Origin of the sequence: Streptomyces sp. NPDC091281 (assembly GCF_044757425.1) — a bacterium.
Taxonomy (GTDB): Bacteria; Actinomycetota; Actinomycetes; order Streptomycetales; family Streptomycetaceae; genus Streptomyces.
In genome coordinates this window covers 140384-163453 of sequence record NZ_JBIVUY010000002.1, presented here as the reverse complement: position 1 = coordinate 163453, position 23070 = coordinate 140384, and the positions used below count along the sequence as shown (strand labels likewise).

Here is a 23070-nt window from a genome sequence, read left to right as displayed (position 1 = left end):
GCCCAGCGGCACGAGGTGCAGGCGCACCGCACGAGGTGAACTCCGGTACGGCCCCTCGCTGTTGCAGCGGGGGGCCGTACTGCTGCCCGGGTGGGCTCAGAGCTTCTCGACCGGCGCGTACCGCAGCAGGAGGCGCTTCGGCTTGGTGTCGCCGAAGTCGATCGTCGCTTCCGCGTTGCCGCCGGTGCCCTTGACGCCGACGACGGTGCCGAGGCCGAACTGGTCGTGGGTGACCCGGTCTCCGACGGCGAGCGCCACGACGGGCTTCTCCGCGGCGCCGCGCCGGGTGGCGAAGCCGGACGCGCCGGACGCCGAGGAGCGCGAGCGGGTCGAGGAGAGGGAGGCGGCCACACCGGACACCGGCCCGGAGGCGGCGGGCGCCGTGGCGCCGGTCCGCTTCCAGTCGACGTGCACGGCGGGGATCTCCTCCAGGAACCGGGAGGGCGGGTTGTACGAGGGCTGGCCCCAGGCGCTGCGCAGCGCGGAGCGGGTGAGGTAGAGCCGCTCGCGGGCCCGGGTGATGCCGACGTAGGCGAGGCGGCGTTCCTCCTCCAGCTCCTTGGGCTGGCCGAGGGCGCGCATGTGCGGGAAGACGCCGTCCTCCATGCCGGTGAGGAAGACGACCGGGAACTCGAGTCCCTTGGCGGTGTGGAGGGTCATGAGCGTGATGACGCCCGAGCCGTCCTCCTCCTCGTCGGGGATCTGGTCGGAGTCGGCGACGAGCGCGACCCGCTCCAGGAAGTCGGAGAGCGAGCCGGTCTCCTCGCCCTCACCGGAGTCCTGCTCGAACTCCAGGGCGACGGCGGCGAGTTCCTGGAGGTTCTCGATGCGGGTCTCGTCCTGCGGGTCGGTGGAGGCCTGCAACTCGGCGAGGTAGCCGGTCCGTTCGAGGACGGCCTCCAGGACGGTGGCGGGTCCGGCGCCGGACTCGACGACCGTACGCAGCTCCTCCATCAGCGTGTTGAACCGCTTGACGGCGTTGGTGGAGCGGGCGGCCATGCCGTACGCCTCGTCGACGCGCTTGAGGGCCTGGGGGAAGCTGATCTTCTCGCGCTGGGAGAGGGCGTCGATCATCGCCTCGGCGCGCTCGCCGATGCCGCGCTTGGGCACGTTGAGGATGCGGCGCAGGGGGACGGAGTCCTCGGGGTTGGCGAGGACGCGCAGGTAGGCCAGGACGTCCCGGACCTCCTTGCGCTCGTAGAAGCGGACGCCGCCGACGACCTTGTAGGGCAGGCCGACGCGGATGAAGATCTCCTCGAAGACACGGGACTGGGCGTTGGTGCGGTAGAAGACCGCGACGTCACCGGCCTTCGCGTCGCCCGCGTCGGTGAGGCGGTCTATCTCCTCGGCGACGAACTGCGCCTCGTCGTGCTCGGTGTCGGCGACGTAGCCGGTGATGCGGGCGCCCGCGCCCGCGTTGGTCCACAGGTTCTTGGGGCGGCGCGACTCGTTGCGCTCGATGACCGCGTTGGCGGCGGTGAGGATGGTCTGCGTGGAGCGGTAGTTCTGCTCCAGGAGGATGGTCGTCGCGTCCGGGTAGTCCTCCTCGAACTGAAGGATGTTGCGGATCGTCGCGCCGCGGAAGGCGTAGATCGACTGGTCGGCGTCGCCCACCACGCAGAGTTCGGCGGGCGGCAGGTCGTCGGGGCCGGGCGGCACGTCGACGGGGTGCTCGGAGTTGCCGACCAGCTCGCGGACCAGGGCGTACTGGGCGTGGTTGGTGTCCTGGTACTCGTCGACGAGGACGTGCCGGAAGCGGCGGCGGTAGTGCTCGGCGACGTCCGGGAAGGCGCGCAGCAGGTTGACCGTCGTCATGATCAGGTCGTCGAAGTCGAGGGCGTTGGCCTCACGCAGCCGCGACTGGTACATCGCGTAGGCCTGGGCGAGGGTCTTCTCGAAACCGTCGTTGGCCTGGGCGGCGAAGTCCTCCTCGTCGATCAGCTCGTTCTTCAGGTTGCTGATCTTGGCGCTGAACGACTTGGGCGGATACCGCTTGGGGTCGAGGTCCAGGTCGCGGCAGACCAGGGCCATCAGGCGCTTGGAGTCGGCGGCGTCGTAGATCGAGAACGACGACGTGAAGCCGAGGCGCTTGCTCTCGCGGCGCAGGATGCGCACGCACGCGCTGTGGAACGTCATCACCCACATGGCGTTGGCCCGGGGGCCGACGAGCTGTTCGACGCGCTCCTTCATCTCGCCCGCGGCCTTGTTGGTGAAGGTGATGGCGAGGATCTGTCCCGGATGGACGTGCCGCTCGGCGAGGAGGTGCGCGATGCGGTGGGTGAGGACGCGCGTCTTGCCGGAACCGGCGCCCGCGACGATGAGCAGCGGGGTGTGGGAGTGGACGACGGCGGCGCGCTGGTTGTCGTTCAGCCCCTCCAGGAGGGCTGCGGCGTCGAGGGCCGGGCGCGGGGCACCGTCGCGGTAGTGCGTGTCGCGGTCCGGGGGCACGTCGAACTTCCCGCCGAACAGATCGTCCGGAACCTGCTCCGGAGCGTGTTCGTCCTCGGGCGGCGGGGGCGTCTCGTCGTGGCCGCGGGGGGCCTGGAGATCCGCCAGGAAGCTGTCGTCAAAGAGGCTGCTCATCGCTCTCCGAGTCTAGGGTGCCCCACTGACAACCGAACGCCGGTCCCGGAACTTCCTCCCCGGCGACGACCACCGCGAGGCGGTCACACGGCCGCCGTACCGCCGTCGTACCGCTGCCGTACCGCACGTCGTACGGCTGCCGTGCGGGCCGCCGCGCACATCCGGAACGTCTCCCTCACCTACCGGCATCCCCCTCTCACCCCAGGTGACCGCCGGAGCCGCCCCGCCCGAAGGTCACGAAAATGTATCGGGCATATCGCCCATCAACCTTCACACGGGCCATACGAGTTGGCTACCGTGCCGGGCAGGCCGTACGACCTCCACCGGCGATCCCCGCCGGGCCGCGCGGCCTCCGCCGAGTCCGGCGCGCCCCCTCGCGGCAGCCGGAGCCGGGGACCCACCGACATCTCTGGGGTGAATCGGCCCACCTCCCGCACGGGAGGCGCCGTAGGGCAAACCTTCCGGACCACCCGCCCGAACCCGACAGCTAACCCGGTAGGCGGAGCACGGAAGGAGTCGCCTCCCTTGGCGTCGCAGCACCGCAGGCCACGCCCGTCAGTGACGCGCGTAGCAGGCATCCGCACCCCCGCTCTCGCCACCGCCGCGCTCACCTCGGTGGCCCTGCTCTCCCAGACGGCGAACGCCGCACCCGCCACCGACGACCGGCCGAGTCTGGAGGAGGTGGAGAAGAAGGTCGACGACCTCTACCGGCAGGCGGAGACGGCGACCGAGAAGTACAACGCGGCCAAGGAGAAGACCACCAAGCAGCGCAAGCGCGTGGACACCCTCCTCGACGACGTCGCCCGCCGCACCCAGAAGCTCAACGAGGCGCGGGAGGACCTGGGTTCCGCCGCCGCCGCGCAGTACCGCACCGGCGCCTCCGCGCCCGAGACGGCCACCTTCCTGCTCGCGGACTCCCCGCAGGACTACTTCGACCAGAACCAGCTGATGGGCCGCCTCACCGAACGCCAGAAGGGCGCCGTCGACGACTACGTCACCGAGCAGGCGGCGACGATGAAGAAGCGCCGCGAGGCCGCCGAGAGCCTGGGCACGCTCACCGACGCGCAGAGCGACCTCCGCACCGCCAAGGCCACCGTCCAGAAGAAGCTGAGCGGCGCCCGCGCGCTGCTGGCCCAGCTGACGGCGCAGGAGAAGGCGCGGCTGGCGGCGATCGAGAAGGAGAAGCGGGAGAAGGCCGCGCGCGAGGCGAAAGAGCTGGCCGAGCGGCAGGCACGGGCGCAGGAGAAGGCGGACGCCGCCCAGGAGGCGAGCGACGCGTCGCCGGGTTCGCAGACCCCGTCCTCCGGCTCCTCCTCGGGCTCGTCGTCCGGTTCTTCGTCGTCCGGTTCTTCGTCGTCCGGCTCGGGCTCCTCGTCGTCCTCCGACCCCGCCTACGCCACCAAGGCCGCCAAGGCGATCGCGTTCGCCCGCGCGCAGGTCGGCAAGCCGTACGTCTGGGGTGCGACCGGCCCCGGCTCCTACGACTGCTCCGGCCTCACCCAGGCAGCCTGGAAGGCCGCGGGCGTCACCCTTCCGCGCGTCACCTACGACCAGGTGAAGGAGGGCACCACGGTCTCCCTCTCCGCCGCCCGCCCCGGTGACCTGGTCTTCTTCTACGCCGACGTCACCCACGTCGGCCTCTACATAGGCAACGGCATGATGATCCACGCCCCGAAGCCCGGCGCCTACGTACGCGAGGAGTCCATCTACTACGACGGCGAGTCATCGATCCACAGCGTGGTGCGCCCGGCCTGAGCGGGGCGGGCGCCGTACGGGTGGCCTGAGCGGGGCGGGCATCGTACGGGCGGCCTGAGCGGGGCGGGCGCCGTGCGGGCGGAGGGGCGTGCGGGCGCGCGTTGGGCGTATCCCGTGGTTTTCCGCGCCCGCGCGCGTGTGCCCGAGTCCGCGCCGCCGGGTGCTCCCTAGCATCGGCGGCATGCACGGCTCCTCCTCCCTTCGCGCCTGGTGGGCGCAGCGTCCGGCGGCGGCCGGGGCCGCCGTCATGGCGACCGGCATCATCGGGGTCGGCCTGCGGCTGGCCGGGTACGGGACGCTGTCCCGGATCGCCCTGGTCCTGTCGGGCGTGGCCTGGGCGGTGCTCGCGGTGGACTTCGCGGCCCGGCTGCTGGTGCAGCGTGAGCGGTGGCGGGCCGAGGCGAGCACACCGTGCGCGCTGACGGCGGTGGCGGCGACCGCCGTCCTGGGCACCGGCCTGGCCGACCTGGACCGGCCGGTCCTCGCGGAGGCGCTGCTCGCCCTGGCGGCGCTCCTGTGGCCGGTGCTGCTCTTCGACGTCGTACGGCACTGGGGCCGCCACATGCCCGGAGCGGTGTTCCTGTGTTGTGTGGCCACACAGGCGCTGGCCGTACTGGGGGCGACCCTCGCGCGTACGGAGGGTGTGGCCTGGCTGGCGCACACCGCGCTGGTGCTGTTCTGGCTCGGCCTGGTGCTCTACTGCGTCGCTTTGACCCGGTTCGGTCCGCGCGAGGTGCTGGAGGGCGCCGGGGACCACTGGGTGACCGGGGGCGCGCTGGCGATCTCGGCGCTGGCCGGGTCGAGGCTGTACGCGGCCGAGAGCGGCGGCCTGTACCTGTGGAACGCCGACGACCGCGACGTCCTCCGCGGAGTGACCGTGGCGCTGCTGACACTGAGCCTCGTCGGGTACGCCGTCCTGCTGGTCGGCGAGGTCGTCCGGCCGCGCCTGGGGCACGACGTACGCCGGTGGGCGACGGTGTTCCCGCTGGGCATGACGGCGACGGCCGTACTGTCGGTCGCCGACGCCCTCGACCTGCCGGGGCTGAAAGGGCTGGGGCAGGTGCTGCTCTGGATCGCGGTCGCGGCGTGGCTGGTGGTGGCCGCGGGGGCGGTGACGACGGCGCGGAGGGCGTTGGGGGCGGGCGGGGGCGGATCGCCCGGGGAGTGAAGCGCGGGGTGGATAGTGGGGTGGACAGCGGGGTGGATCGCTGCGGGGAGCGCGATGAACACTCGGTCGTGGTGAGCAGGCCGACCGACCCGACCACCCGTCACCGGTCCGGCCGCCGCACGCTACGGCCCGTCCCGGGCCGCGTAGCACCTGCACCTCCGCCGCGCCCCCGATCCCGCGCTTCGGTCGGCCACGCGTACGAAGTCGACGACTCCTGACGCGCCACCCGTCCACGAACGATCACCCGGCGCCCCCCTGCTGTCACTTCCGCACATTCCGTTACCGGACCGACATGAACGGGCCTAGCGTCCTCCACCAGGTGACCGGCTCTCCAACGCCGCTCCGGCCCGGGGCGGCAGTCGGACACCACCGCCGAGAGGCCCGACGGCGCCGTGCTCCCCCTGTTGCACGGCGCCGTCGGCCGCGCCGGACCGCCCGGTGGCCGTACGGCCGCTCTCCTCGGGCGGCGGGGACCGTTCCCGTGGGCCGACCGAGGCCCGGCGGGGGCGGACCCGGCGAGGCGGTCGACGAAAGGACGTGCAGTCCCACGTGGCAGCGCATCGCAAGCCCCGTCAGCGTTCGCTCGGTGGTCGGAGGGTCCGCGCCGCGGCCACCCTCGCCCTCGCCGGCGCGGCCGGGGCGACCGCCTTCGACGGGGTCGGGCACGCCGACCCGCAGCTCACCGCGGCCCAGGTGAAGGCCAAGGTGGACAAGCTGTACCAGGAGGCCGAGGTGGCGACCGAGAAGTACAACGGCGCGCGGGAGAAGGCGACGACGGCCGAGAAGCGGCTGGACGGTCTGCGGGACCGGGCGGCGCGCCAGGAGGCCCGGCTCAACACGGCGCGCGAGGCGCTGGGCACGATGGCGGCCGCGCAGTACCGCAGCGGCGGCGTCGACCCGGCGGTGCAGCTCGCGCTCTCCGACGACCCCGACCGCTATCTCGACGGCGCGGCCTTCGTCGAGCGGGCCGGTGACCGGCAGTCTGCCGCGGTGACGCGGGTGCGCGGGCAGTTGCGGGAGATCGAGCGGCTACGCGGGGCAGCGCGGGTCGAACTGGCCTCCCTGGCGGCGCGTCAGGCGGAGCTGCGGAAGTACCGCAAGACGGTCACCGGCAAGCTGGACAGCGCCCGGCGGCTGCTGGACCGGCTGACGGCCGCGGAGCGGGCCCGGATCACCGGGGCGGACGGCGCCGCCTCCTCCGGCGGGGCGGGCACACGGGCGTCCCGGACGGCGGGCGGCGCCCGCGACAGCCTCGCCGGGTCCGGTACGGCCGGGGCGACCGCCCCCACCTCCCGCGCGGCGGCGGCCGTCTCCTACGCCTACTCCAAGCTGGGCAGCCCCTACGTCTGGGGCGCCACCGGCCCGAACGCCTTCGACTGCTCAGGCCTGATGCTGGCCGCCTACCGTTCGGCGGGCGTCTCCCTGCCCCGCACGACCTACGCTCAGATCGACGCCGGACGCCGCGTCTCCCGCTCCGAACTCCGGCCGGGCGACCTGGTGTTCTTCTACTCCGGCATCAGCCACGTGGGCATGTACATCGGCAACGGCCGCATGATCCACGCCCCCAACCCCTCGGCCCCGGTCCGCGTGGCCCCGATCGACGAGATGCCGTTCGCGGGCGCCACACGAGTGGTGTGACGGGGGTGTGAGGGGGAGCGCATGGGTGGGGTGTGAGGGCCGGGTGCGATGGGGGGCGCGGGGTGCGATAGGGCGCTGCACGGAGGAACCACCGTGCGGTGTAAGGAGGTTGGACCCGGCACCCCCGGCGCGCGGCGCCTCCGCCGCACGGTAGGTTCGGCGCACCGGGCGACGCCTCCGCGCGGCCCCCGGAAATCCGTCCCCGGAGGGTCGTGCCGCGCGATCCGTACCACCGCCGGGACCCGCCCGCCCTCCCCTCCCTCCCGTCGCCGAAAGAGTCCGATGTCCGCCGCCGCGCTGCCCCCTCCCCCGCCCCCGCCGCATCTGCGGACCTGGCCGGACCGGGCGGCGCTGCTGGCCGAGCGGGACCGTACGCTGACCGAACTGCATCTGCGCAGCCTGGGCGTGCACCGGGTACTGCTGCTCTGGCTGCTGGCCCTCGCGGCGATCATCGGCTGGGCGCTGCTCGTCCTGCCCGTGCAACTGCTGGAGGAACGCGACCCGACGGGCTTCCTGCTCGGCCCGCTGTTCGCCCTCCTCGGCGTGGCCTCGCTGACCCCGGCCGTGGTGGCCGTGGCCCTCGCGGTCCGCCGCGACGGCGAACTCCGGCGGCTGCTGGACATCTGGCTCGCCCTCGACAGCCGCCCCGAGAGCGACGCCCGGCTGCGCGCCCCCGGCCTCAGCCTCTTCTGGCTGCTGTCTTCCCTGGCCCTCGCGGCGACGGGCCTGTGGACGGTGTTCGCCGCGCCTCTGACCGCCCCGGTCCGCACGCCCTGTGCCGACACCGTCCTCACCACGGGCGTCGGCACCATCCTGTGGCTCGCGGGCCTGATCGGTGTGGTGAAGGCGGTCCGCCACTACCGGTGGGCCTTACGGCTGGCCAGACCCCGGCATCGCACCCGGCCCCGGCCGCACTAGAGCCCAGGGTGCGCCCGCCCGGGGGCCGGTCACACCAGTCTGCGGGCCGTCGCCCAACGGGTGAGTTCGTGGCGGTTGGAGAGCTGGAGCTTGCGCAGGACCGCCGAGACGTGGGACTCGACCGTCTTGACGGAGATGAAGAGCTGCTTGGCGATCTCCTTGTAGGCGTAGCCCCGCGCGATGAGGCGCAGGACCTCGCGTTCGCGCTGGGTGAGGCGGTCGAGGTCCTCGTCGACCGGCGGGGCGTCGGTGGAGGCGAAGGCGTCGAGGACGAACCCGGCCAGCCGCGGGGAGAACACCGCGTCGCCCTCCTGCACCCGGAAGATCGAGTCGACCAGGTCGGTGCCGGTGATGGTCTTGGTGACGTAGCCGCGGGCACCGCCCCGGATCACCCCGATCACGTCCTCCGCCGCGTCCGACACGGACAGGGCGAGGAACCGCACCGGCCGCTCGGCGTCGCCCATGAGCGGGGCGCAGCGGCGCAGCACCTCGACCCCGCCACCGCCGGGCAGGTGCACGTCGAGGAGGACGACCTCGGGGCGCGTCGCCGTGATGACGGTGACGGCCTGGTCGACGTCGGCGGCCTCCCCCACAACCTCCACCCCGGTCTCGTCGGTACGGCCGATCTCGGCCTGCACGCCCGTACGGAACATGCGGTGGTCGTCGACGAGGACCACCCGCACATGCCGTCCGGGGGTGCCGTCGCCGGGGCCGGGGCCTGCCTCCTGGGCAGCTTCCGCCGTCGTGTCCGCCTCGGTCGGGTCGCTCATCACGTCTGCTCCGCCCTCTCCATCTCCAGCTCGACCTCGGTGCCGCCGCCGGGGACCGCCCGCAGCCGCACCGTGCCCCCGTTGCGCTCCATACGGCCGATGATCGATTCTCTGACGCCCATCCGGTCGGCGGGTATCGCGTCCGGGTCGAACCCGGGTCCGCGGTCACGGACGGACACGAAGACGGTCCGCTCCTCGACCTCGGCGTAGACCTGCACGGCACCCCCCTCGCCACCGTACTTGGCGGCGTTCACCATCGCCTCGCGCGCGGCCTGCATCTGTGCCGTCAGCCGGTCGTCGAGGGGGCAGTCGCCGACGACCACGACCTCCAGGGGCACGCCGTGCTTGTCCTCGACCTCGGCGGCGTTGCGCCGGACCGCGTCGGCCACCGTGGTGGGTTCGTCGGCCTGGTCCTTGCCGGTGCCCTCCGGCTTGTAGAGCCAGGTGCGCAGGTCGCGCTCCTGGGCGCGGGCGAGGCGGCGCACCTCGCCCGCGTTCTCCGCGTTGCGCTGGATCAGGGTCAGGGTGTGCAGCACGGAGTCGTGGACATGGGCGGCGACCTCGGCACGCTCCTGGGCGCGGATGCGCATCAGGCGTTCCTCGGACAGGTCCTGCGTCATCCGGACGAGGTACGGTCCGGCGAGCAGGGTGATGCCGACCAGGACGGCGAGCGCGGCCTGGAGGACCGAGCCGAGGTGGGCGGCGGAGCCCTGGAGGACGAAGACCCCGGAGACACCGGCGGTGACCAGCAGGACACCACCGCCCGCCCGCAGCAGCGTGAGCGTACGGCGGCGGCGGCCGACCTCGACCCAGCGGGCCCGGCGGGAGTTGTCGGCCTGGCGCCAGACCAGGGCGACACCCGCGCCGACGAGGACCGTGGGCAGCAGATACGCCTGGGCTCCGCGGCCGAGGTTCACATTGCCGATGAAGGCCATGACCACAACGACCATGAGGAGCAGGGCGACGATCTGGCCCTTGTCGGGCTTGCGGGCCACGAGTCTTCGCCGGCCGTCGGGCGCGGTCTCGGTGGCGACGAGGGAGGGGGGCCGCTGGCTGCCGACGCCGCCCACGCCGAGCGGGACGAAGAACCAGAACGCGGCATAGAGCAGGGCGCCGAGGCCGTCGGCCATGAGCAGACCCACGAAGAGCAGCCGCAGCCAGATCACGGGCAGGCCGAGATGCCCGGCGAGCCCCCGCGCCACGCCCCCGAGCCAGCGTCCGTCGCTGCTGCGGTAGAGCTTGCGTGGAGGCCGCGGTTCGGCGAGTGGCGCTGCTGCGGCTTCCGACATGCCACCGATCGTCACACGGGGGCGGGGGCCGGAGCATCAGGGTTGGCCCCGGAGACGCCCCTGATCTTCCCGGGCCCCAGGGTTCGAACGCCTCCCGGGCTGCGGCTCGGGGCCGATATCAGGGTCCGACCAGGGTCGTTCCGACTGCCGCCGGGGCCGTCCGACCGCCACCATGGAGCCATGACCGACCACCAGCATGCCGCGGACGCCGTGTCCGGCGGGAGCACCGCCGCCGACGCGGCCGCCCCGCCGCCCGGCGCCGGGCCTCCGCACCGCTTCCGCCGCGACCGCGAGCACAAGATGATCGCGGGCGTGTGCGCGGGGCTGGGGCGGCAGTGCGACATGGACCCGGTGATCTTCCGGATCACGCTGTCCGTGCTCTCGGTCGCGGGCGGGATCGGGCTGATCTTCTACGGCTTCGCCTGGCTCTTCGTGCCCTTCCCGGACGACGAGAACGAGGTCCGCAGACTGCTGACCGGCCGGGTCGACGGGCAGGCGCTCGCCGCCGTGCTGTTCGCGCTGGTGGGCTGCGGGGTCTTCCTGACGATGCTGAACAACGGCGACGTGCTGGCCTTCGCCGCCGTCCTCTCGCTCCTGCTGGCGGGCGCGGGGTACTGGTCGCGGCACCGCGACGCCGCGGACGCCGACCCGCTGGCGGCCCAGGCCGTCGCGGACGCCCCGCCGGAGGCCAAGGCGCCGCCGGTACCGGCCGCCTACCCGTCCTGGTGGCGTGACCCCATCGTCAAGGACGGCACGCACGACGGGGGCACCGGCTATCTGTGGGGTCCGCGCGACGCCCGCACCCGGGAGTTCTTCTCCGGCATCAGCGTCGACCTCCTCGGGCACCGCAGACCCGGCGAGGCCCCGCGGTCCGCCGCGGGCACGGTGCCCCGGTCTCGGGGTCCGCGCTGGATCGGCGGCTGGATCTTCCTGCTCGCCGTGCTCGCCGCGGGCCTGGTCGTCCGGCTGACCTGGGACGACCATCCGCTGGGCACCTGCCTCCAGGCCGGTCTGGCCGCCGCGCTGACCGTGTTCGGCGTGGGCATCGCGGTCAGCTCATGCCTCGGCCGCACCGGGGCGGGCTCGATGGTGCTGGCGGTCGTCACGGCGGGGCTGCTCGCCGGTTCGGCCGCCCTGCCGAAGGACATCGGCACCCGGTGGGTGGAGAAGTCCTGGCGGCCCCAGACCGCGGCCGAGGTCCGCGCGGACTACGACCTCGGCACCGGGGACGCCGTTCTCGACCTGTCCCGGCTGAGACCGGCGCCGGGCGAGACGATCAGCACCGACGCCGAGGTCGGCCTCGGCCGGCTGCGGGTGGTCGTCCCGCCGGACGTGACGGTGAAGGCTCGTATCGACGTGGGTCTGGGCGACATCCAGCTGCCCGGCGAGAAGAAGGAGGACGTGGACGTGGAGCCCGGCCAGTACAAGGAGGTGACCCTCGCTCCCGCCGCCGGGGGCAGGGCCGCCGGGACGATCGACCTGGACCTGAGGGTGGGCGCCGGTCAGGCGGAGGTGTCCCGTGCCGCTTCATGAGTTCCGGCCCGGCCGACTGGTCGCCGGTGCGGCCTTCGCCCTGGCGGGCGTCGTCTACGCCGGGGACGCGGGCGGCGCCTGGGACGCCCCCTGGTTCGTCGTCATCCCGGTCGTCGTGGGCGGTCTCTGTCTCGCGGGCGCGGTGGACGTCGTGAACCGAGCGGCGCGCAGACGTCGGCGCTCCGACCGGGGCACACCCGCGGAGGCGGGAGCGACGGGGCGGAGATGAGCCGGGAGCGCCCGTGATGCCCCCGGCCTCTGCTCTCGGCGCGTCACCGGCCTCATGTCGCGCCGACCGCGGCGAGCCCGATCTGTCGGGGCCGGGTGCTCAGGAGTGCCAGGTGCTCCGCGGAGGGCGGGTGTTCACCCGTGCTGGTTGCTCAGCAGTGCCGGGTGCTCAGCGGTAGCCGCCGCTGCGCTGTCGGCGTCGGGCGTGCCAGGCGGCGTCGACGGAGAGGTAGGGGGCACCGGCGAGGATGAAGGGGAGCCAGGCCATCAGGTAGACGAGGTCGTTGCCGTAGTAGTACGGGTCGGCGGACCAGCTGACGGTGAGCCAGAGGCTGAGGGAGATCAGGGCACCGCCGAGCGCGGCGAGACGGGCGAGAAGCCCGAGAAGGATGCCGACGCCGACGGCGAGTTCACCGAGGGCGATGGCGAAGCCGAAGCCGGTGGGGCTCTTCAGGGCCAGATCGACGAGGGCGGGGATGGCGGAGGAGTCCCGCACCGCCCGCATGGTGTCGCCGATCGACCCGGCGCCGCTGTCCTTGAGGAAGGCGCTGTCGGTGAGTTTGTCCAGGCCCGCATAGATGAAGGTGATGCCGAGGAAGATCCGCAAGGGCAGGAGGGCGTACCGGGCGAGGGAGTCCCGCCGACCATGACCGCCGTCGAGGTAGGGGGAGTGCGTGTCCGTCCGCATGCCGTGAGTCATCGCCCGTAGCCGCCTCTCGCCCGCCGTGATGGACCCCTCGTCAGACCATACGTACGAAAGGAGTGATGTGCTCAGTGTCGGTACGGCTCTTCGGGGCGCTGTCACGCCTTCGCTGGTCGCTGGTGCGGCCTCTGGGGACGGCGGTGCGCCTGTCAGTAACTCCGGTGGGGCTCCTGGGGGTGGGGGCGCACCCGTGCGGAACGCCGGTGCCGCTCTCCAGCACGGCCACGCGGCTCTCCGGCCCGGCGGTGCCGCTTCCCGGGCCGGCCCTGCGGCTCCCCGCACTGCCAGTGGTGATCGCCGGGCTGATTAGGCGGCTCTCCGCATCTCCGGCGCCGCTCGCCGGGCTGATCGGGCGGGCCCTCCGATCGCGGGTGCGGCTGCCCGGCCCAGCCCTGCGGCTCCCCGCGCCCCCGGTGCCGCTCGCCAGGGCGGCCTCGCGGCTCTCCAGCTCGGCGGTGCCGCTGCCGGTGGCGCGGCTGCCACTCTCCGGCCTGGCCGGGTGGGTGCCCACGTCGTCGGCGCCGCTCGCCGGGCTGGCCGCGCGGCTCGGGCGGTCAGGGTGGCTCCCCGCGTCGTCGCTGGGGCCTGCTGGGTCAGTCGGTGACGTCGATCGCGTACCGGTTGGTCTCGACGCCCGCCGCGGTGACGACCTGGACCTCGACGCGGCCGGGTTCGACGTCCACCGGGACGGGGACGGTGAGGACCGTGTCGGTCGGGTTGCGGAAGCCGCCCGCGACGGGGACCAGCGGGACGTGGACGTGGACGGCGCCGATCCGCACGACCATGCGGGCGAGCCGGTCGGCGGACTGCGCGCCGGGCGGCACGAACCCGGCGCCGCGGATCTCGATGTCGTCGCCCGTGCGGATGGGGGCGTCCAGGTCTCCGGCCTCGCGGGAGCGGACGACGGAGAGGACCACCGGGCGGCCGCCGTCGGCGTACTTCCCGGCGAGGTAGGTCGCGGCAGACACGAGGACGACCACGGCCAGTCCCCACGGCAGGTCGGGCAGCTGGTCGGGGCGGCGGGCCAGGCGGACGGCGGCGAAGGCGAGGGCGACGGCGCTGATCACGACGTACTGGATGTCGGCGAAGGTGCCGCGTCCGGCGTCGTCGGTGAGGAGGTCGGCGGCCCGGGGCCGGTGCGCGGGGACCTTCTGGAGCCGCTGGCCGAGGACGCGCAGCCCGACGGTCCGGCGGACCAGGACGGCGATCGCGCAGACCACGGCGAGGACGGTGACCGCACCGGCGCCGCGCGCGAGGTCGAGTCCGGAGAGGAGGGCGTCGCGTTCGGCGGGGTCGGAGGCGGCGGCGAGGCGGCCGACGAGGACGAGGACGGCGTAGGACACGAAGAGCACCCAGGCGGCGGCGACCGCGCGGGAGGTGGAGAGGCGGTTGTCCTCGCCGATGACGGGGGCCAGGGCGCCGCCGCGCGTCCGGTGCAGCCAGGAGGCGGTGGTCAGCGCGCCCGCCACGACGAGGGCGGCGAGGAGTCCGGCGGTGCGGGCCGCAGTCCAGCCCGCGCCGGTCGCGGTGACGCCCTGCGCGAGCAGCAGGGCGGCGACGAGGGCCCAGGTGGTGACGATGGTGCGCCGCCAGAGGCGGGTGAGCCAGAGGGCGCCCTCGGCCCGGCCGCGTTCGGCGACGAGTCCGGCGGACTGGGCGAGTTCCTCGGAGACCCACTGCCGGGAGGCGGAGGCGGAGTGGGCGACCCCGGCGGGCAGCCCGTGCCCGGCGGCGAATCCGTCCCGCTTGACCAGGAACGCGGCGACCGCCCGGCGGTGTCCCTCGCGGGCCCCGTGCGGGCAGTCCCCGCAGGTGCAGCCCCCGTCGTGCCCGCCCGACTCCGGTCCCTGTCTCGCCTCCTGCACCGCCACGTCCGACACCCGCCCTTTCCCTGCCACACCGGCCACAACTGCCCTACGACGACGACGCATTGTGCCCTACGGCGCAGTCCGGCAGCGCGGCAGGTCCGATCGGTGGGCGGGCGGGACGGGTGGGGCGGGGACGGCCGGACCGACCCGTGGCCGGGCGCCCCGCGGGGACGGCGGGCCGCCGGGCGCGTCACCGGCCCGGCCGCGGCGCACGCCCTAGCTCAGCAGGTCGGGTTCGCTGCGGCTGATGTCCTGCCAGAGGGGCTGGTAGTTGATCCAGGCCACCAGGTCGCCGCCGAGTTGTTCACGGGTGGCGGCGGCGGCCCGGTGGTCGATGAGTACCGGACGGCCCGCGGCGCGCGCGGTGAGCTGGACCTGGCTGGAGCGTTCCATCGACAGGAACCACCAGGCGGCGGCGTCCACCGAGTCGCCGACGGTGAGCAGGCCGTGGTTGCGCAGGACGAGGGCCTTGCGGGAGCCGAGCGTGTGGGCGATGCGGCGCCCCTCCTCGGCGTCGACGGCGACGCCGGTGTAGGCGTCGTAGAGGGCCTGGTCCTCGTAGAAGGCGCAGCTTTCCTGGGTGAGGGGGTCGAGGAGTTCGCCGAGGGCGGCGAGGGCGCGCCCGTACACGGAGTGGCAGTGGGCGACGGCGACGACGTCGGGGCGGGCCGCGTGGACCTGGGCGTGGACGGTGAAGGCGGCCTGGTTGACGTGGTAGCCGCCCTCGACGACCTGGCCCTCGGTGTTGGCCAGGACGAGGTCGCTGACGGTGACGTGCTTGAAGGGCATGCCGAAGGGGTTCACCCAGAAGCAGTCGCTGTATTCGGGGTCGCGGGCGGTGATGTGCCCGGAGACCCCGTCCTCGAAGCCGAGCCGGCCGAAGATCCGGACCGCGCCCGCGAGGCGTTCCTTGCGGTGGCGGCGCTCGTCCTCGACCGAGTCGTGCATCGGCGGCATGGCGAACCGCAGCCGGTCGGTGGGCAGCGGGGTGGGGGGCGTGGGCCCGGACATGGGTCCTCCAGCGTGGGGTTGCGTACGAGGCGGAAGTTACCGCCGGTCAACGCGGAAAGGCAGGGCCGTTATGCAAAGATGACGAACTCCGTCACGGATCAGGCATACACGCGGGCCCGGGAGGAAGTCGCGGGAATACCGGACGGCGGGTGTCGGGTATCGCGGAGAGACTCGTGCCATGACTCGTACGGCAGTGAGCTGGGCGGCCTTCGCCGCCGCCGAACCCGCGCTGGCGCGGACCGCCGAGGAGCGCTTCGGCGCCTTCACCCACCACGTGCTCGCCACCCTCCGCAGGGACGGTTCGCCGCGCACCAGCGGGCTGGAGGTCCGCTTCCTGGACGGCGAGCTGTGGCTCGGCATGATGCCGGACTCGCTCAAGGTCCTCGACCTGCGCCGCGACCCGCGCTTCGCGCTCCAGGCCAATCCGGGCGAGGGCACGGGCATGGGGGGCGGGGACGTGCGGATCGGGGGCCGGGCCGTCGAGGTCGAGGGCGGCGACGCCTGGGCCGGATATGTGAAAGAGGTGGAACCGCCGCAGCCGTTCCACCTCTTCCGCACCGAACTGACCGAGGTCGTGCGGACCTACGTCGAGGACGAGACGTATCTCGTCACCCAGGTCTGGCGGCCTGGAGCGCCCCTGCGGACGCTCAAGCGGACCTGACCTGACCTGACCGAGCCCGATCGGACCCGACCGGACCCGAACGACGACCCGAACGACGGGCCTCGCCGGACCGAGGCAGCGGCCGGACCGGCGGCGACGGCCGGGACCGGGGTCCCGGCCGGTCCGGCCGCTCCCGCTCGGCCTACTCCCACTCGATGGTGCCCGGCGGCTTCGAGGTGACGTCGAGGACGACGCGGTTGACGTCGCGGACCTCGTTGGTGATGCGGGTGGAGATCTTGGCGAGCACCTCGTAGGGCAGCCGGGACCAGTCGGCGGTCATGGCGTCCTCGGAGGAGACCGGGCGCAGCACGATGGGGTGGCCGTAGGTGCGGCCGTCGCCCTGGACGCCGACGGAGCGGACGTCGGCGAGGAGGACCACCGGGCACTGCCAGATGGAGCGGTCGAGACCGGCCGCCGTCAGCTCCTCGCGGGCGATGGCGTCGGCCTCGCGGAGCAGGTCGAGCCGCTCCTTGGTGACCTCGCCGACGATGCGGATGCCGAGGCCGGGGCCCGGGAAGGGCTGGCGCTGGACGATCTCCTCGGGCAGGCCGAGTTCCTGGCCGACCATGCGGACCTCGTCTTTGAAGAGCTGGCGCAGCGGCTCGATGAGCCGGAACTCCAGGTCCTCGGGGAGGCCGCCCACGTTGTGGTGGGACTTGATGTTGGCGGTGCCGGTGCCGCCGCCGGACTCGACGACGTCCGGGTAGAGGGTGCCCTGGACGAGGAACTCCACGGCCGGGCCCTCGTCGGCGATGATCTCGGCCTGCGCCTGCTCGAAGACGCGGATGAACTCCCGGCCGATGATCTTCCGCTTCTCCTCGGGGTCGGAGACGCCCTTGAGGGCGGTGAGGAAGCGCTCCTCCGCGTCGACGACCTTGAGCTGTACGCCGGTCGCGGCGACGAAGTCCTTCTCGACCTGCTCGGTCTCGCCCTTGCGCATCAGGCCGTGGTCGACGTAGACGCAGGTGAGCTGGGAGCCGATGGCCTTCTGGACGAGGGCGGCGGCGACGGCGGAGTCCACGCCGCCGGAGAGGCCGCAGATGGCGCGCCTGTCGCCGACCTGCTCGCGGATCGCGGTGACCTGCTCGTCGATGACGTTGCCGGTGGTCCAGTCGGGGCTGAGGCCCGCGCCCCGGTAGAGGAAGTGCTCCAGGACCTGCTGGCCGTGCGTGGAGTGCATGACCTCGGGGTGGTACTGGACGCCGTAGAGCTTCTTGTCGTCGTTCTCGAACGCGGCGACGGGGACGACGTCGGTGGAGGCGGTGACGGTGAAGCCCTCGGGGGCGGCGGAGCAGGCGTCGCCGTGGGACATCCACACGGCCTGCTCGGCCGGGGTGCCCTCGAAGAGGGTGGAGGCGGTGCGGGAGACGTGGAGGTCGGTGCGGCCGTACTCGCGCGCGCCCGTGTTGTCGACCGTGCCGCCGAGGGTCTGCGCCATCAGCTGGAAGCCGTAGCACATGCCGAAGACCGGGACGCCCGCCTCGAAGAGCGCGCGGTCCAGGCGGGGGGCGCCCTCCTCGTAGACCGACGACGGGCCGCCGGAGAGGATGATCGCGGCCGGGTTCTTCGCGAGCATCTCCGCGACCGGCAGGGTGCTGGGGACGATCTCGCTGTAGACGCGGGCCTCGCGGACGCGACGGGCGATGAGCTGGGCGTACTGCGCGCCGAAGTCGACGACCAGGACGGTGTCGGGGGCGGCGGCAGTAGGAGTCGCTGGTGACACGGGGCGCCTTCTGGTGGTCGGGAGGGGGGGCTCGCCTCCGATTCTAACGGCGTGGCCGTCGATCACTTTCCGGTGGCATACTGGCCGCATGCTCTCGCACACGACCTTCGTCTTTACCTATGGCACCCGGCCCGCCGGCTGCCATGGTCGTGCCGCTTGAGCTGAACGCCGAGCGACTTCCCAGGCGCCCCGGGCCGACAAGGCCCGGGGCGTCTGTCGTTTCTCCTCCGGGCCGTCGCCGTCCGGTGCGCCTCCCCGGCACCACCTGCCGCACCGCACCAGCCGCACCAGCCCCCACCGGAGGAACCCATGACCACCGTCGACCGCACCGCCCAGACCCCCCAGACCCCCCGGACCGTCCGGACCGTCCGGACCCAGAGCACCGACCGCGACAACGAGAGCGAGCGGGCCGCCGCAGCGCCTTCGGCGCGGACCGCCGACCCGGCCGAGGCGACCGGTGCCCGGACCGCGGACGCCGTCGAGGTGATCACCGGCGCCCGCGAGCGCATCGACGCGCTCGACGACCGGATCATCGGCCTGATCCAGGAGCGGGCCGCCGTCTCCGCCGTGATCCAGCAGGCGCGGATCGGCTCCGGCGGGCGGCGGGTGAACCTGTCGCGGGAGATGGAGGTCCTCGACCACTACCGCGGTGCGCTGGGCCGGCCCGGCACCTCCCTCGCGATGACCCTGCTCGAACTGTGCAGGGGTCGCATCTGAGTTCGGGCCGCCCCTCACCCGTACGGCGCGTGACCGGTGCGCGGACGGCTTCGTTGGTCCCGGTGTCCGTCTCAGCCAGGGACGGGCCCGGAGAACCACGCGTGGCTCGCTGGAGCGATGAGGCGTACGGATCGTGCCGTGCGCCGTGGGACCTCGCTCCAGGGAAGTGACCGGACGGCAGGGGACAGCAGCCCGGTCACCCAAGAGAACGGCCGGCCTCGGGGACGCCCGGGGCCGACCGGCGGGATTGCAAAAATGCACATCGGCTGGGTCAAACGGTTGCGGGCGCCGCGTTCATCCAGCACGATGCGTAGAAAGCCCCAAGTCCCGCCGGGGACAACCGCATTGCACCGCAATGCGGTCGTCTGCCCGGCAGCACCGACATGCCGGGTTTCGTACCACCCTCGCACCATCCTGCGCCGCCCCGACCTGCAACGCGGCGCTTCGACCAGCCAGCGGCGCAACCCCCCGGCGCCGCTCCCCAGGCACCGGCGCTGCCCTGACGCCGGTGCTGACGGTAAGGAAGGGCCCCGCGGATTCGTCCCGCGGGGCCCTTCGCCGCGCCCAGACATCATCTCCCGCACCCCTGCCACCCACCGCTCCCCCCCTCCGCCCGTTGACCTCCCCCGCCCCACCTTCATCAAATGTGACGCGCGTCACATAAAGATTCTGTGAAGAGGAAGCAACCCTTCAGGGGGCTCGCCGGTCACATGTAGCGGACCAAGCCTTATGGACCTGGTGGAAGAGGGACCTGCACTCGGAGGGGGGCGCAGGTCCCTCTTGCGTGTCCGGCCCGCCGCGCCGCGCGCACCCTCCCGATGGGCAACGCGCCCTACTTCACGGTCTTCGGCGGCACCGTCGGCAGTCCGAGGAACGGCAGCCGCAGCGCCGCGAACGCCTCCGCCGGGACCGCCGGAACCTTCGGCTCCACGGCCTCCAGCCGGGCGTACGTCATCCCCTGGGCCGGGCGCGGGTCCTCCTCGCCCTTGTTGGGCCAGTACGCCATCGCGCGCTCCGCCTGGGCGGTGATCGTCAGCGACGGGTTCACGCCGAGGTTGGCGGAGACGGCGGCGCCGTCCACGACGGAGATGCCGGGGTGGCCGTAGAGGCGGTGGTACGGGTCGATGACGCCGGTCGCGGGCGAGTCGCCGATCGGGCAGCCGCCGAGGAAGTGGGCGGTGAGCGGGGTGCCCATCAGCTCCCCCACGTTGGACCCGGCGAAGCCGCCGATGTCGGCCGCTATCGCGGTGGCGGCGTCCGAAGCGGCCTTGATCTGGGCCGGGTTGGGCGCACCGTGCCCCTGACGTGCCGTCAGCAGACCTTTGCCGACGCCGTCCGGCTTCAGGTACGTGGTCAGCGAGTTGTCCAGGGACTGCATGACGAGGCCGATGATGGTCTTCTCCGACCAGCGCCGGTTGGAGAGCGAGCGCAGCACCAGCAGCGGGTGGCGGGCGGCGTTCGCCAGCCAGGCGCCGACCCTCGACGAGCCCTCGACGTAGGGGACTTGGAGGATCGACAGACCGCCCATCGAGTTGGAGCCCTTGCCGTAGCGGACCGGCTCGATGTGGGTGTCGGCGTCTGGGTGGACCGAGGAGGTGATGGCGACCCCGCGGGTGAAGTCGGCCTTCGGCGCGCCGGTGGCCCGGCGGTAGCGGCGGTCGTCGGTCTGCGCGCCGACCAGCGCCTCCGAGTTGGTCCGCGTCAGCTCACCCAACCGGTCGGAGAGGTAGGGCAGTTGCCCGCCCGCCTTCATGCGGTGCAGCAGGGTCTGGGTGCCGTACGTACCGGCCGCGACGACGACGCGGCGGGCCGTGAAGGTCCGGCCGGGGCCCCGGCGGCGCCGGTCGGTGGGCAGGGTGGCGACGGCGTAGCCGCCCCGCGAGTCGTCCGTCACGGAGACCACCGTGGTCAGCGGGTGGACGACCGCGCCCGCCTGCTCGGCGAGGTAGAGGTAGTTCTCGTTGAGGGTGTTCTTGGCGCCGTGGCGGCAGCCGGTCATGCACTCGCCGCACTCCGTGCAGGCGCGCCGGGCGGGTCCGGCGCCGCCGAAGTACGGGTCCGGCACCTCCTGGCCGGGCTTCGCCCGCGCCGCGCCGTCGGCGTCCTCGCCGTCGCCGAAGAAGACGCCGACCGGCGCCATGTGGAAGGTGTCGCCGAAGCCCATCCGCTCGGCCGCCGCCTTCAGATGCGTGTCGGAGGGGGTCGTGGTCGGGTTGAGCCGGACGCCGAGCATGCGCCGGGCCTGGTCGTAGTACGGCGTCAACTCCGCCTGCCAGTCCGTGATGTCCCGCCACTGCGGGTCCTCGAAGAACGGCTTCGGCGGGACGTAGAGGGTGTTGGCGTAGTTGAGGGAGCCGCCGCCGACGCCCGCACCGGCCAGGACCATGACGTTGCCCAGCAGATGGATGCGCTGGATGCCGAAGAGGCCGAGGCGGGGCGCCCAGAGGTAGTTGCGCAGGTCCCAGGAGGTGCGGGGCAGGGTGTCCCGCGTGAAGCGGCGGCCCGCCTCCAGGACGCCGACGCGGTAGCCCTTCTCGGTGAGCCGCAGCGCGGTGACGGACCCGCCGAAGCCGGAGCCGACGACGAGGACGTCGTAGTCGTAGCGGTACTCATCGGTGCCGTGGCCGTCGTGTTCGCCGTGATCGCCCTGGTTTTTCCGGGAGTTCGGGGCGGAGTTCTCCTGTGACATGTGCTCTCCTCGTCGAGAACGGCCGCGGTGCGGCGGGCCCGTGGCGGCTAGCGGAAGCGGAAGGCCTTCATCAGGCGCAGGCTGCGGCTCATGAAGGCGGCGTACCGCTCGTCGTCCATGCCGAGCGCGGGCGCCATCGGCAGCAGCCGCTGCTGGGCGACCGTCTGGGCCTCCGTGTACTTGAGGATGCCCTCGGAGCCGTGGCGGCGGCCGAGTCCGGAGTCCTTCATGCCGCCCATCGGGGACTGCACGCTGCCGTAGGCGGGCGCGTAGCCCTCGTTGACGTTGACCGTGCCGGTGCGCATCCGGGCGGCGACCTCGCGGCCACGGCGAGCGTTCCTCGTCCAGACCGACGAATTGAGGCCGTACGGCGTCGCGTTGGCGAGTTCGACCGCCTCGTCGTCGGTCTTGAAGCGGTAGACCGACACGACCGGGCCGAAGGTCTCCTCGGCGCACACCGCCATGGGCTCGGTGACGTCGTCGAGGATGGTCGGCTCGAAGAAGTACGGGCCGACGTCGGGCCGGGCCACCCCGCCCGCGACGACCTTCGCGCCCCTTTCGACGGCCGTCTGGACATGCCGGGTGACGGTCTCCAGCTGACGTTCGCCGACCAGGGAGCCCATGTCGGCGCCGTAGGCGAGGGAGGTGCCGAGGCGCATCGAGCGGGTGCGGGCGGCGAACCGCTCCAGGAACTGGTCCGCGACCGACTCGTGGACGTACAACCGCTCGATGGAGATGCAGAGTTGACCGGCCGAGGAGTAGCAGGCGCGGACCGCGCCCGCCGCCGCCTTCTCGACGTCGGCGTCCTCCAGGACCAGCATCGCGTTCTTGCCGCCGAGTTCGAGGGAGACCCCGACCAGACGGGCCGCGGCGCCCTGGGCCACCTCGCGGCCGGTGCGGGTGGAGCCGGTGAACGACACGTAGTCGGCGTGCCGGACGACCTCGGGGCCGACCACCGGGCCCTCGCCGAGGACCACTTGGAACACCTCGGCGGGCAGCCCGGCCTCGATCAGCAGGTCGCGCGCCCACAGCGCGGTGAGGCAGGTCTCGGTGTCCGGCTTCATCACGACCGCGTTGCCCGCGACGAACGCGGGGAGCGCGTCGCCCACGGACAGCTCCAGCGGGTAGTTCCACGGCGCGATCTGGCCGACGACGCCGCGCGCGTGCCGCAGCTCGGTGACCTTGGTCAGTGCCGGGATGGCGCCCGTGTGCCGCTTCGGCCGCAGATAGGCGGGGGCCCGGCGGCCGTAGTGGCGGGCGGCGACGGCGACCGCCTGGACCTCCTCGTGGGCGTGCAGGCGGGCCTTGCCGGTCTCCAGCTGGATCAGGTCGAGGACCTCGCTCTGGCGCTGGAGCACCAGGTCGTGGAAGCGCAGCAGGACGGCCGCGCGCTCCCGGACCGGCACCTGCTCCCACACCGCCTGCGCGGCGCGGGCCGCCTCGAACGCCGTACGGACGTCCTCGGGCGTCGACTCGGGCAGGTCGGCGAGCTTCTCGCCGGTGAACGGCGTGTGGTTCGCCGTCCGCCCGGACCCGACGACGCCGCGGGTCAGCTGGGCGACGAGCTGCGGAGTCACCACGTCGGCGGCGGTGCGCACGCCTACGGGGGCGGGGGCGATCGGGTTGGTACCGGCGGTGGTACCGGCCGGGGTACCGGCGGTGGTCCGGGTACCGGGCTGCTCCGGGGCGTGCGAGTCCGTCATGAGCCGCAGGGTATGACGTGCGCCGCCCTTTTGGTACCCGTCGGTAACGGGATTCACCGGCCGCCCACACGGCGCCAGTGGTCACTGGCAACAAACCCGCTGATCAGGACTTG

General features: G+C 73.1%; 17 protein-coding genes and 1 riboswitch. Of the genes, 8 read left to right on the top strand and 9 right to left on the bottom strand.

Annotated features, from left to right (window positions below; genetic code table 11):
- Positions 1 to 96: 96 nt before the first annotated feature.
- A complete protein-coding gene (gene pcrA, locus ACIQPQ_RS05210; RefSeq protein WP_401299924.1) occupies positions 97 to 2583 on the bottom strand; it encodes a DNA helicase PcrA in 2487 nt (828 codons plus the stop codon).
- A gap of 357 nt (positions 2584 to 2940) precedes the next feature.
- Positions 2941 to 3100: riboswitch (cyclic di-AMP (ydaO/yuaA leader) on the top strand.
- An 8-nt stretch (positions 3101 to 3108) separates the two neighbouring features.
- On the opposite strand from pcrA, the gene ACIQPQ_RS05205 reads away from it, so the two are divergent.
- The 4 genes from ACIQPQ_RS05205 to ACIQPQ_RS05190 all read left to right on the top strand — a co-directional run bounded on the left by ACIQPQ_RS05205 (position 3109) and on the right by ACIQPQ_RS05190 (position 8062).
- Positions 3109 to 4338, top strand: a complete 1230-nt coding sequence (locus tag ACIQPQ_RS05205; RefSeq protein ID WP_401299921.1) for an NlpC/P60 family protein — start codon at positions 3109 to 3111, stop codon at positions 4336 to 4338.
- Between the two features lie 181 nt (positions 4339 to 4519).
- Positions 4520 to 5506 (top strand): tellurite resistance/C4-dicarboxylate transporter family protein, encoded by a 987-nt coding sequence (locus ACIQPQ_RS05200; RefSeq protein ID WP_401299919.1) that lies wholly within the window; start codon positions 4520 to 4522, stop codon positions 5504 to 5506.
- Positions 5507 to 6055: 549 nt separating this feature from the next.
- Positions 6056 to 7144 carry an NlpC/P60 family protein gene (locus tag ACIQPQ_RS05195; RefSeq protein WP_401299916.1) on the top strand — a complete coding sequence of 363 codons (1089 nt, stop codon included), beginning with the start codon at positions 6056 to 6058 and terminating at the stop codon, positions 7142 to 7144.
- Between the two features lie 282 nt (positions 7145 to 7426).
- Positions 7427 to 8062 carry a hypothetical protein gene (locus ACIQPQ_RS05190; protein ID WP_401299913.1) on the top strand — a complete coding sequence of 212 codons (636 nt, stop codon included), beginning with the start codon at positions 7427 to 7429 and terminating at the stop codon, positions 8060 to 8062.
- Between the two features lie 29 nt (positions 8063 to 8091).
- Here the strand turns inward: ACIQPQ_RS05190 and ACIQPQ_RS05185 are convergent, their stop codons facing one another.
- The gene (locus tag ACIQPQ_RS05185; RefSeq protein WP_401299910.1) at positions 8092 to 8832 is read right to left on the bottom strand and encodes a LuxR C-terminal-related transcriptional regulator; all 741 of its coding nucleotides are present in this window, start codon (positions 8830 to 8832) and stop codon (positions 8092 to 8094) included.
- On the bottom strand, positions 8832 to 10121 hold the full coding sequence (locus ACIQPQ_RS05180) for a PspC domain-containing protein (protein WP_401299908.1): 1290 nt from the start codon (positions 10119 to 10121) through the stop codon (positions 8832 to 8834). The genes ACIQPQ_RS05185 and ACIQPQ_RS05180 overlap by 1 nt, the downstream gene beginning before the upstream one ends.
- 180 nt (positions 10122 to 10301) lie before the next feature.
- Here ACIQPQ_RS05180 and ACIQPQ_RS05175 point away from each other — a divergent pair, with 180 nt between their 5' ends.
- Entirely contained in the window at positions 10302 to 11654 is a 1353-nt protein-coding gene (locus ACIQPQ_RS05175; RefSeq protein WP_401299905.1) for a PspC domain-containing protein, read from the top strand.
- Positions 11641 to 11883 (top strand): hypothetical protein, encoded by a 243-nt coding sequence (locus tag ACIQPQ_RS05170; RefSeq protein WP_401299902.1) that lies wholly within the window; start codon positions 11641 to 11643, stop codon positions 11881 to 11883. The genes ACIQPQ_RS05175 and ACIQPQ_RS05170 overlap by 14 nt, the downstream gene beginning before the upstream one ends.
- 168 nt (positions 11884 to 12051) lie before the next feature.
- On the opposite strand, the gene ACIQPQ_RS05165 is transcribed toward ACIQPQ_RS05170, so the two are convergent.
- The 3 genes from ACIQPQ_RS05165 to ACIQPQ_RS05155 form a co-directional block, all read right to left on the bottom strand.
- Positions 12052 to 12582: a DoxX family membrane protein gene (locus tag ACIQPQ_RS05165; RefSeq protein ID WP_401299900.1), complete on the bottom strand. Its 531-nt coding sequence runs from the start codon at positions 12580 to 12582 to the stop codon at positions 12052 to 12054.
- 596 nt (positions 12583 to 13178) lie between these two features.
- Complete coding sequence (locus ACIQPQ_RS05160) at positions 13179 to 14456, bottom strand: hypothetical protein (RefSeq protein WP_401301462.1); 1278 nt, start codon at positions 14454 to 14456, stop codon at positions 13179 to 13181.
- Between the two features lie 213 nt (positions 14457 to 14669).
- Complete coding sequence (locus ACIQPQ_RS05155) at positions 14670 to 15464, bottom strand: class II aldolase/adducin family protein (RefSeq protein WP_401299897.1); 795 nt, start codon at positions 15462 to 15464, stop codon at positions 14670 to 14672.
- Positions 15465 to 15642: 178 nt separating this feature from the next.
- On the opposite strand from ACIQPQ_RS05155, the gene ACIQPQ_RS05150 reads away from it, so the two are divergent.
- A complete protein-coding gene (locus ACIQPQ_RS05150) occupies positions 15643 to 16125 on the top strand; it encodes a pyridoxamine 5'-phosphate oxidase family protein (RefSeq protein ID WP_401299894.1) in 483 nt (160 codons plus the stop codon).
- Between the two features lie 142 nt (positions 16126 to 16267).
- On the opposite strand, the gene guaA is transcribed toward ACIQPQ_RS05150, so the two are convergent.
- Positions 16268 to 17848 carry a glutamine-hydrolyzing GMP synthase gene (gene guaA / locus ACIQPQ_RS05145; protein WP_401299892.1) on the bottom strand — a complete coding sequence of 527 codons (1581 nt, stop codon included), beginning with the start codon at positions 17846 to 17848 and terminating at the stop codon, positions 16268 to 16270.
- 309 nt (positions 17849 to 18157) lie between these two features.
- Here guaA and ACIQPQ_RS05140 point away from each other — a divergent pair, with 309 nt between their 5' ends.
- Complete coding sequence (locus ACIQPQ_RS05140; protein ID WP_401299889.1) at positions 18158 to 18565, top strand: chorismate mutase; 408 nt, start codon at positions 18158 to 18160, stop codon at positions 18563 to 18565.
- A gap of 832 nt (positions 18566 to 19397) precedes the next feature.
- Here ACIQPQ_RS05140 and ACIQPQ_RS05135 read toward each other — a convergent pair.
- Together ACIQPQ_RS05135 and ACIQPQ_RS05130 are read right to left on the bottom strand one after the other, a co-directional pair.
- Entirely contained in the window at positions 19398 to 21254 is a 1857-nt protein-coding gene (locus ACIQPQ_RS05135) for a GMC oxidoreductase (protein ID WP_401299886.1), read from the bottom strand.
- Positions 21255 to 21301: 47 nt separating this feature from the next.
- Complete coding sequence (locus ACIQPQ_RS05130) at positions 21302 to 22957, bottom strand: succinic semialdehyde dehydrogenase (protein ID WP_401299883.1); 1656 nt, start codon at positions 22955 to 22957, stop codon at positions 21302 to 21304.
- Between the last annotated feature and the right edge of the window lie 113 nt (positions 22958 to 23070).

What these genes read in the sequence shown, in the direction of transcription:
- pcrA (WP_401299924.1), bottom strand. Translation starts at nt 2,583, where the DNA reads ATGAGCAGCCTCTTTGACGACAGCTTCCTGGCGGATCTCCAGGCCCCC.
- ACIQPQ_RS05200 (WP_401299919.1), top strand. Translation starts at nt 4,520, where the DNA reads ATGCACGGCTCCTCCTCCCTTCGCGCCTGGTGGGCGCAGCGTCCGGCG.
- ACIQPQ_RS05190 (WP_401299913.1), top strand. Translation starts at nt 7,427, where the DNA reads ATGTCCGCCGCCGCGCTGCCCCCTCCCCCGCCCCCGCCGCATCTGCGG.
- ACIQPQ_RS05185 (WP_401299910.1), bottom strand. Translation starts at nt 8,832, where the DNA reads ATGAGCGACCCGACCGAGGCGGACACGACGGCGGAAGCTGCCCAGGAG.
- ACIQPQ_RS05180 (WP_401299908.1), bottom strand. Translation starts at nt 10,121, where the DNA reads ATGTCGGAAGCCGCAGCAGCGCCACTCGCCGAACCGCGGCCTCCACGC.
- ACIQPQ_RS05175 (WP_401299905.1), top strand. Translation starts at nt 10,302, where the DNA reads ATGACCGACCACCAGCATGCCGCGGACGCCGTGTCCGGCGGGAGCACC.
- ACIQPQ_RS05165 (WP_401299900.1), bottom strand. Translation starts at nt 12,582, where the DNA reads ATGACTCACGGCATGCGGACGGACACGCACTCCCCCTACCTCGACGGC.
- ACIQPQ_RS05155 (WP_401299897.1), bottom strand. Translation starts at nt 15,464, where the DNA reads ATGTCCGGGCCCACGCCCCCCACCCCGCTGCCCACCGACCGGCTGCGG.
- ACIQPQ_RS05150 (WP_401299894.1), top strand. Translation starts at nt 15,643, where the DNA reads ATGACTCGTACGGCAGTGAGCTGGGCGGCCTTCGCCGCCGCCGAACCC.
- ACIQPQ_RS05140 (WP_401299889.1), top strand. Translation starts at nt 18,158, where the DNA reads ATGACCACCGTCGACCGCACCGCCCAGACCCCCCAGACCCCCCGGACC.
- ACIQPQ_RS05135 (WP_401299886.1), bottom strand. Translation starts at nt 21,254, where the DNA reads ATGTCACAGGAGAACTCCGCCCCGAACTCCCGGAAAAACCAGGGCGAT.
- ACIQPQ_RS05130 (WP_401299883.1), bottom strand. Translation starts at nt 22,957, where the DNA reads ATGACGGACTCGCACGCCCCGGAGCAGCCCGGTACCCGGACCACCGCC.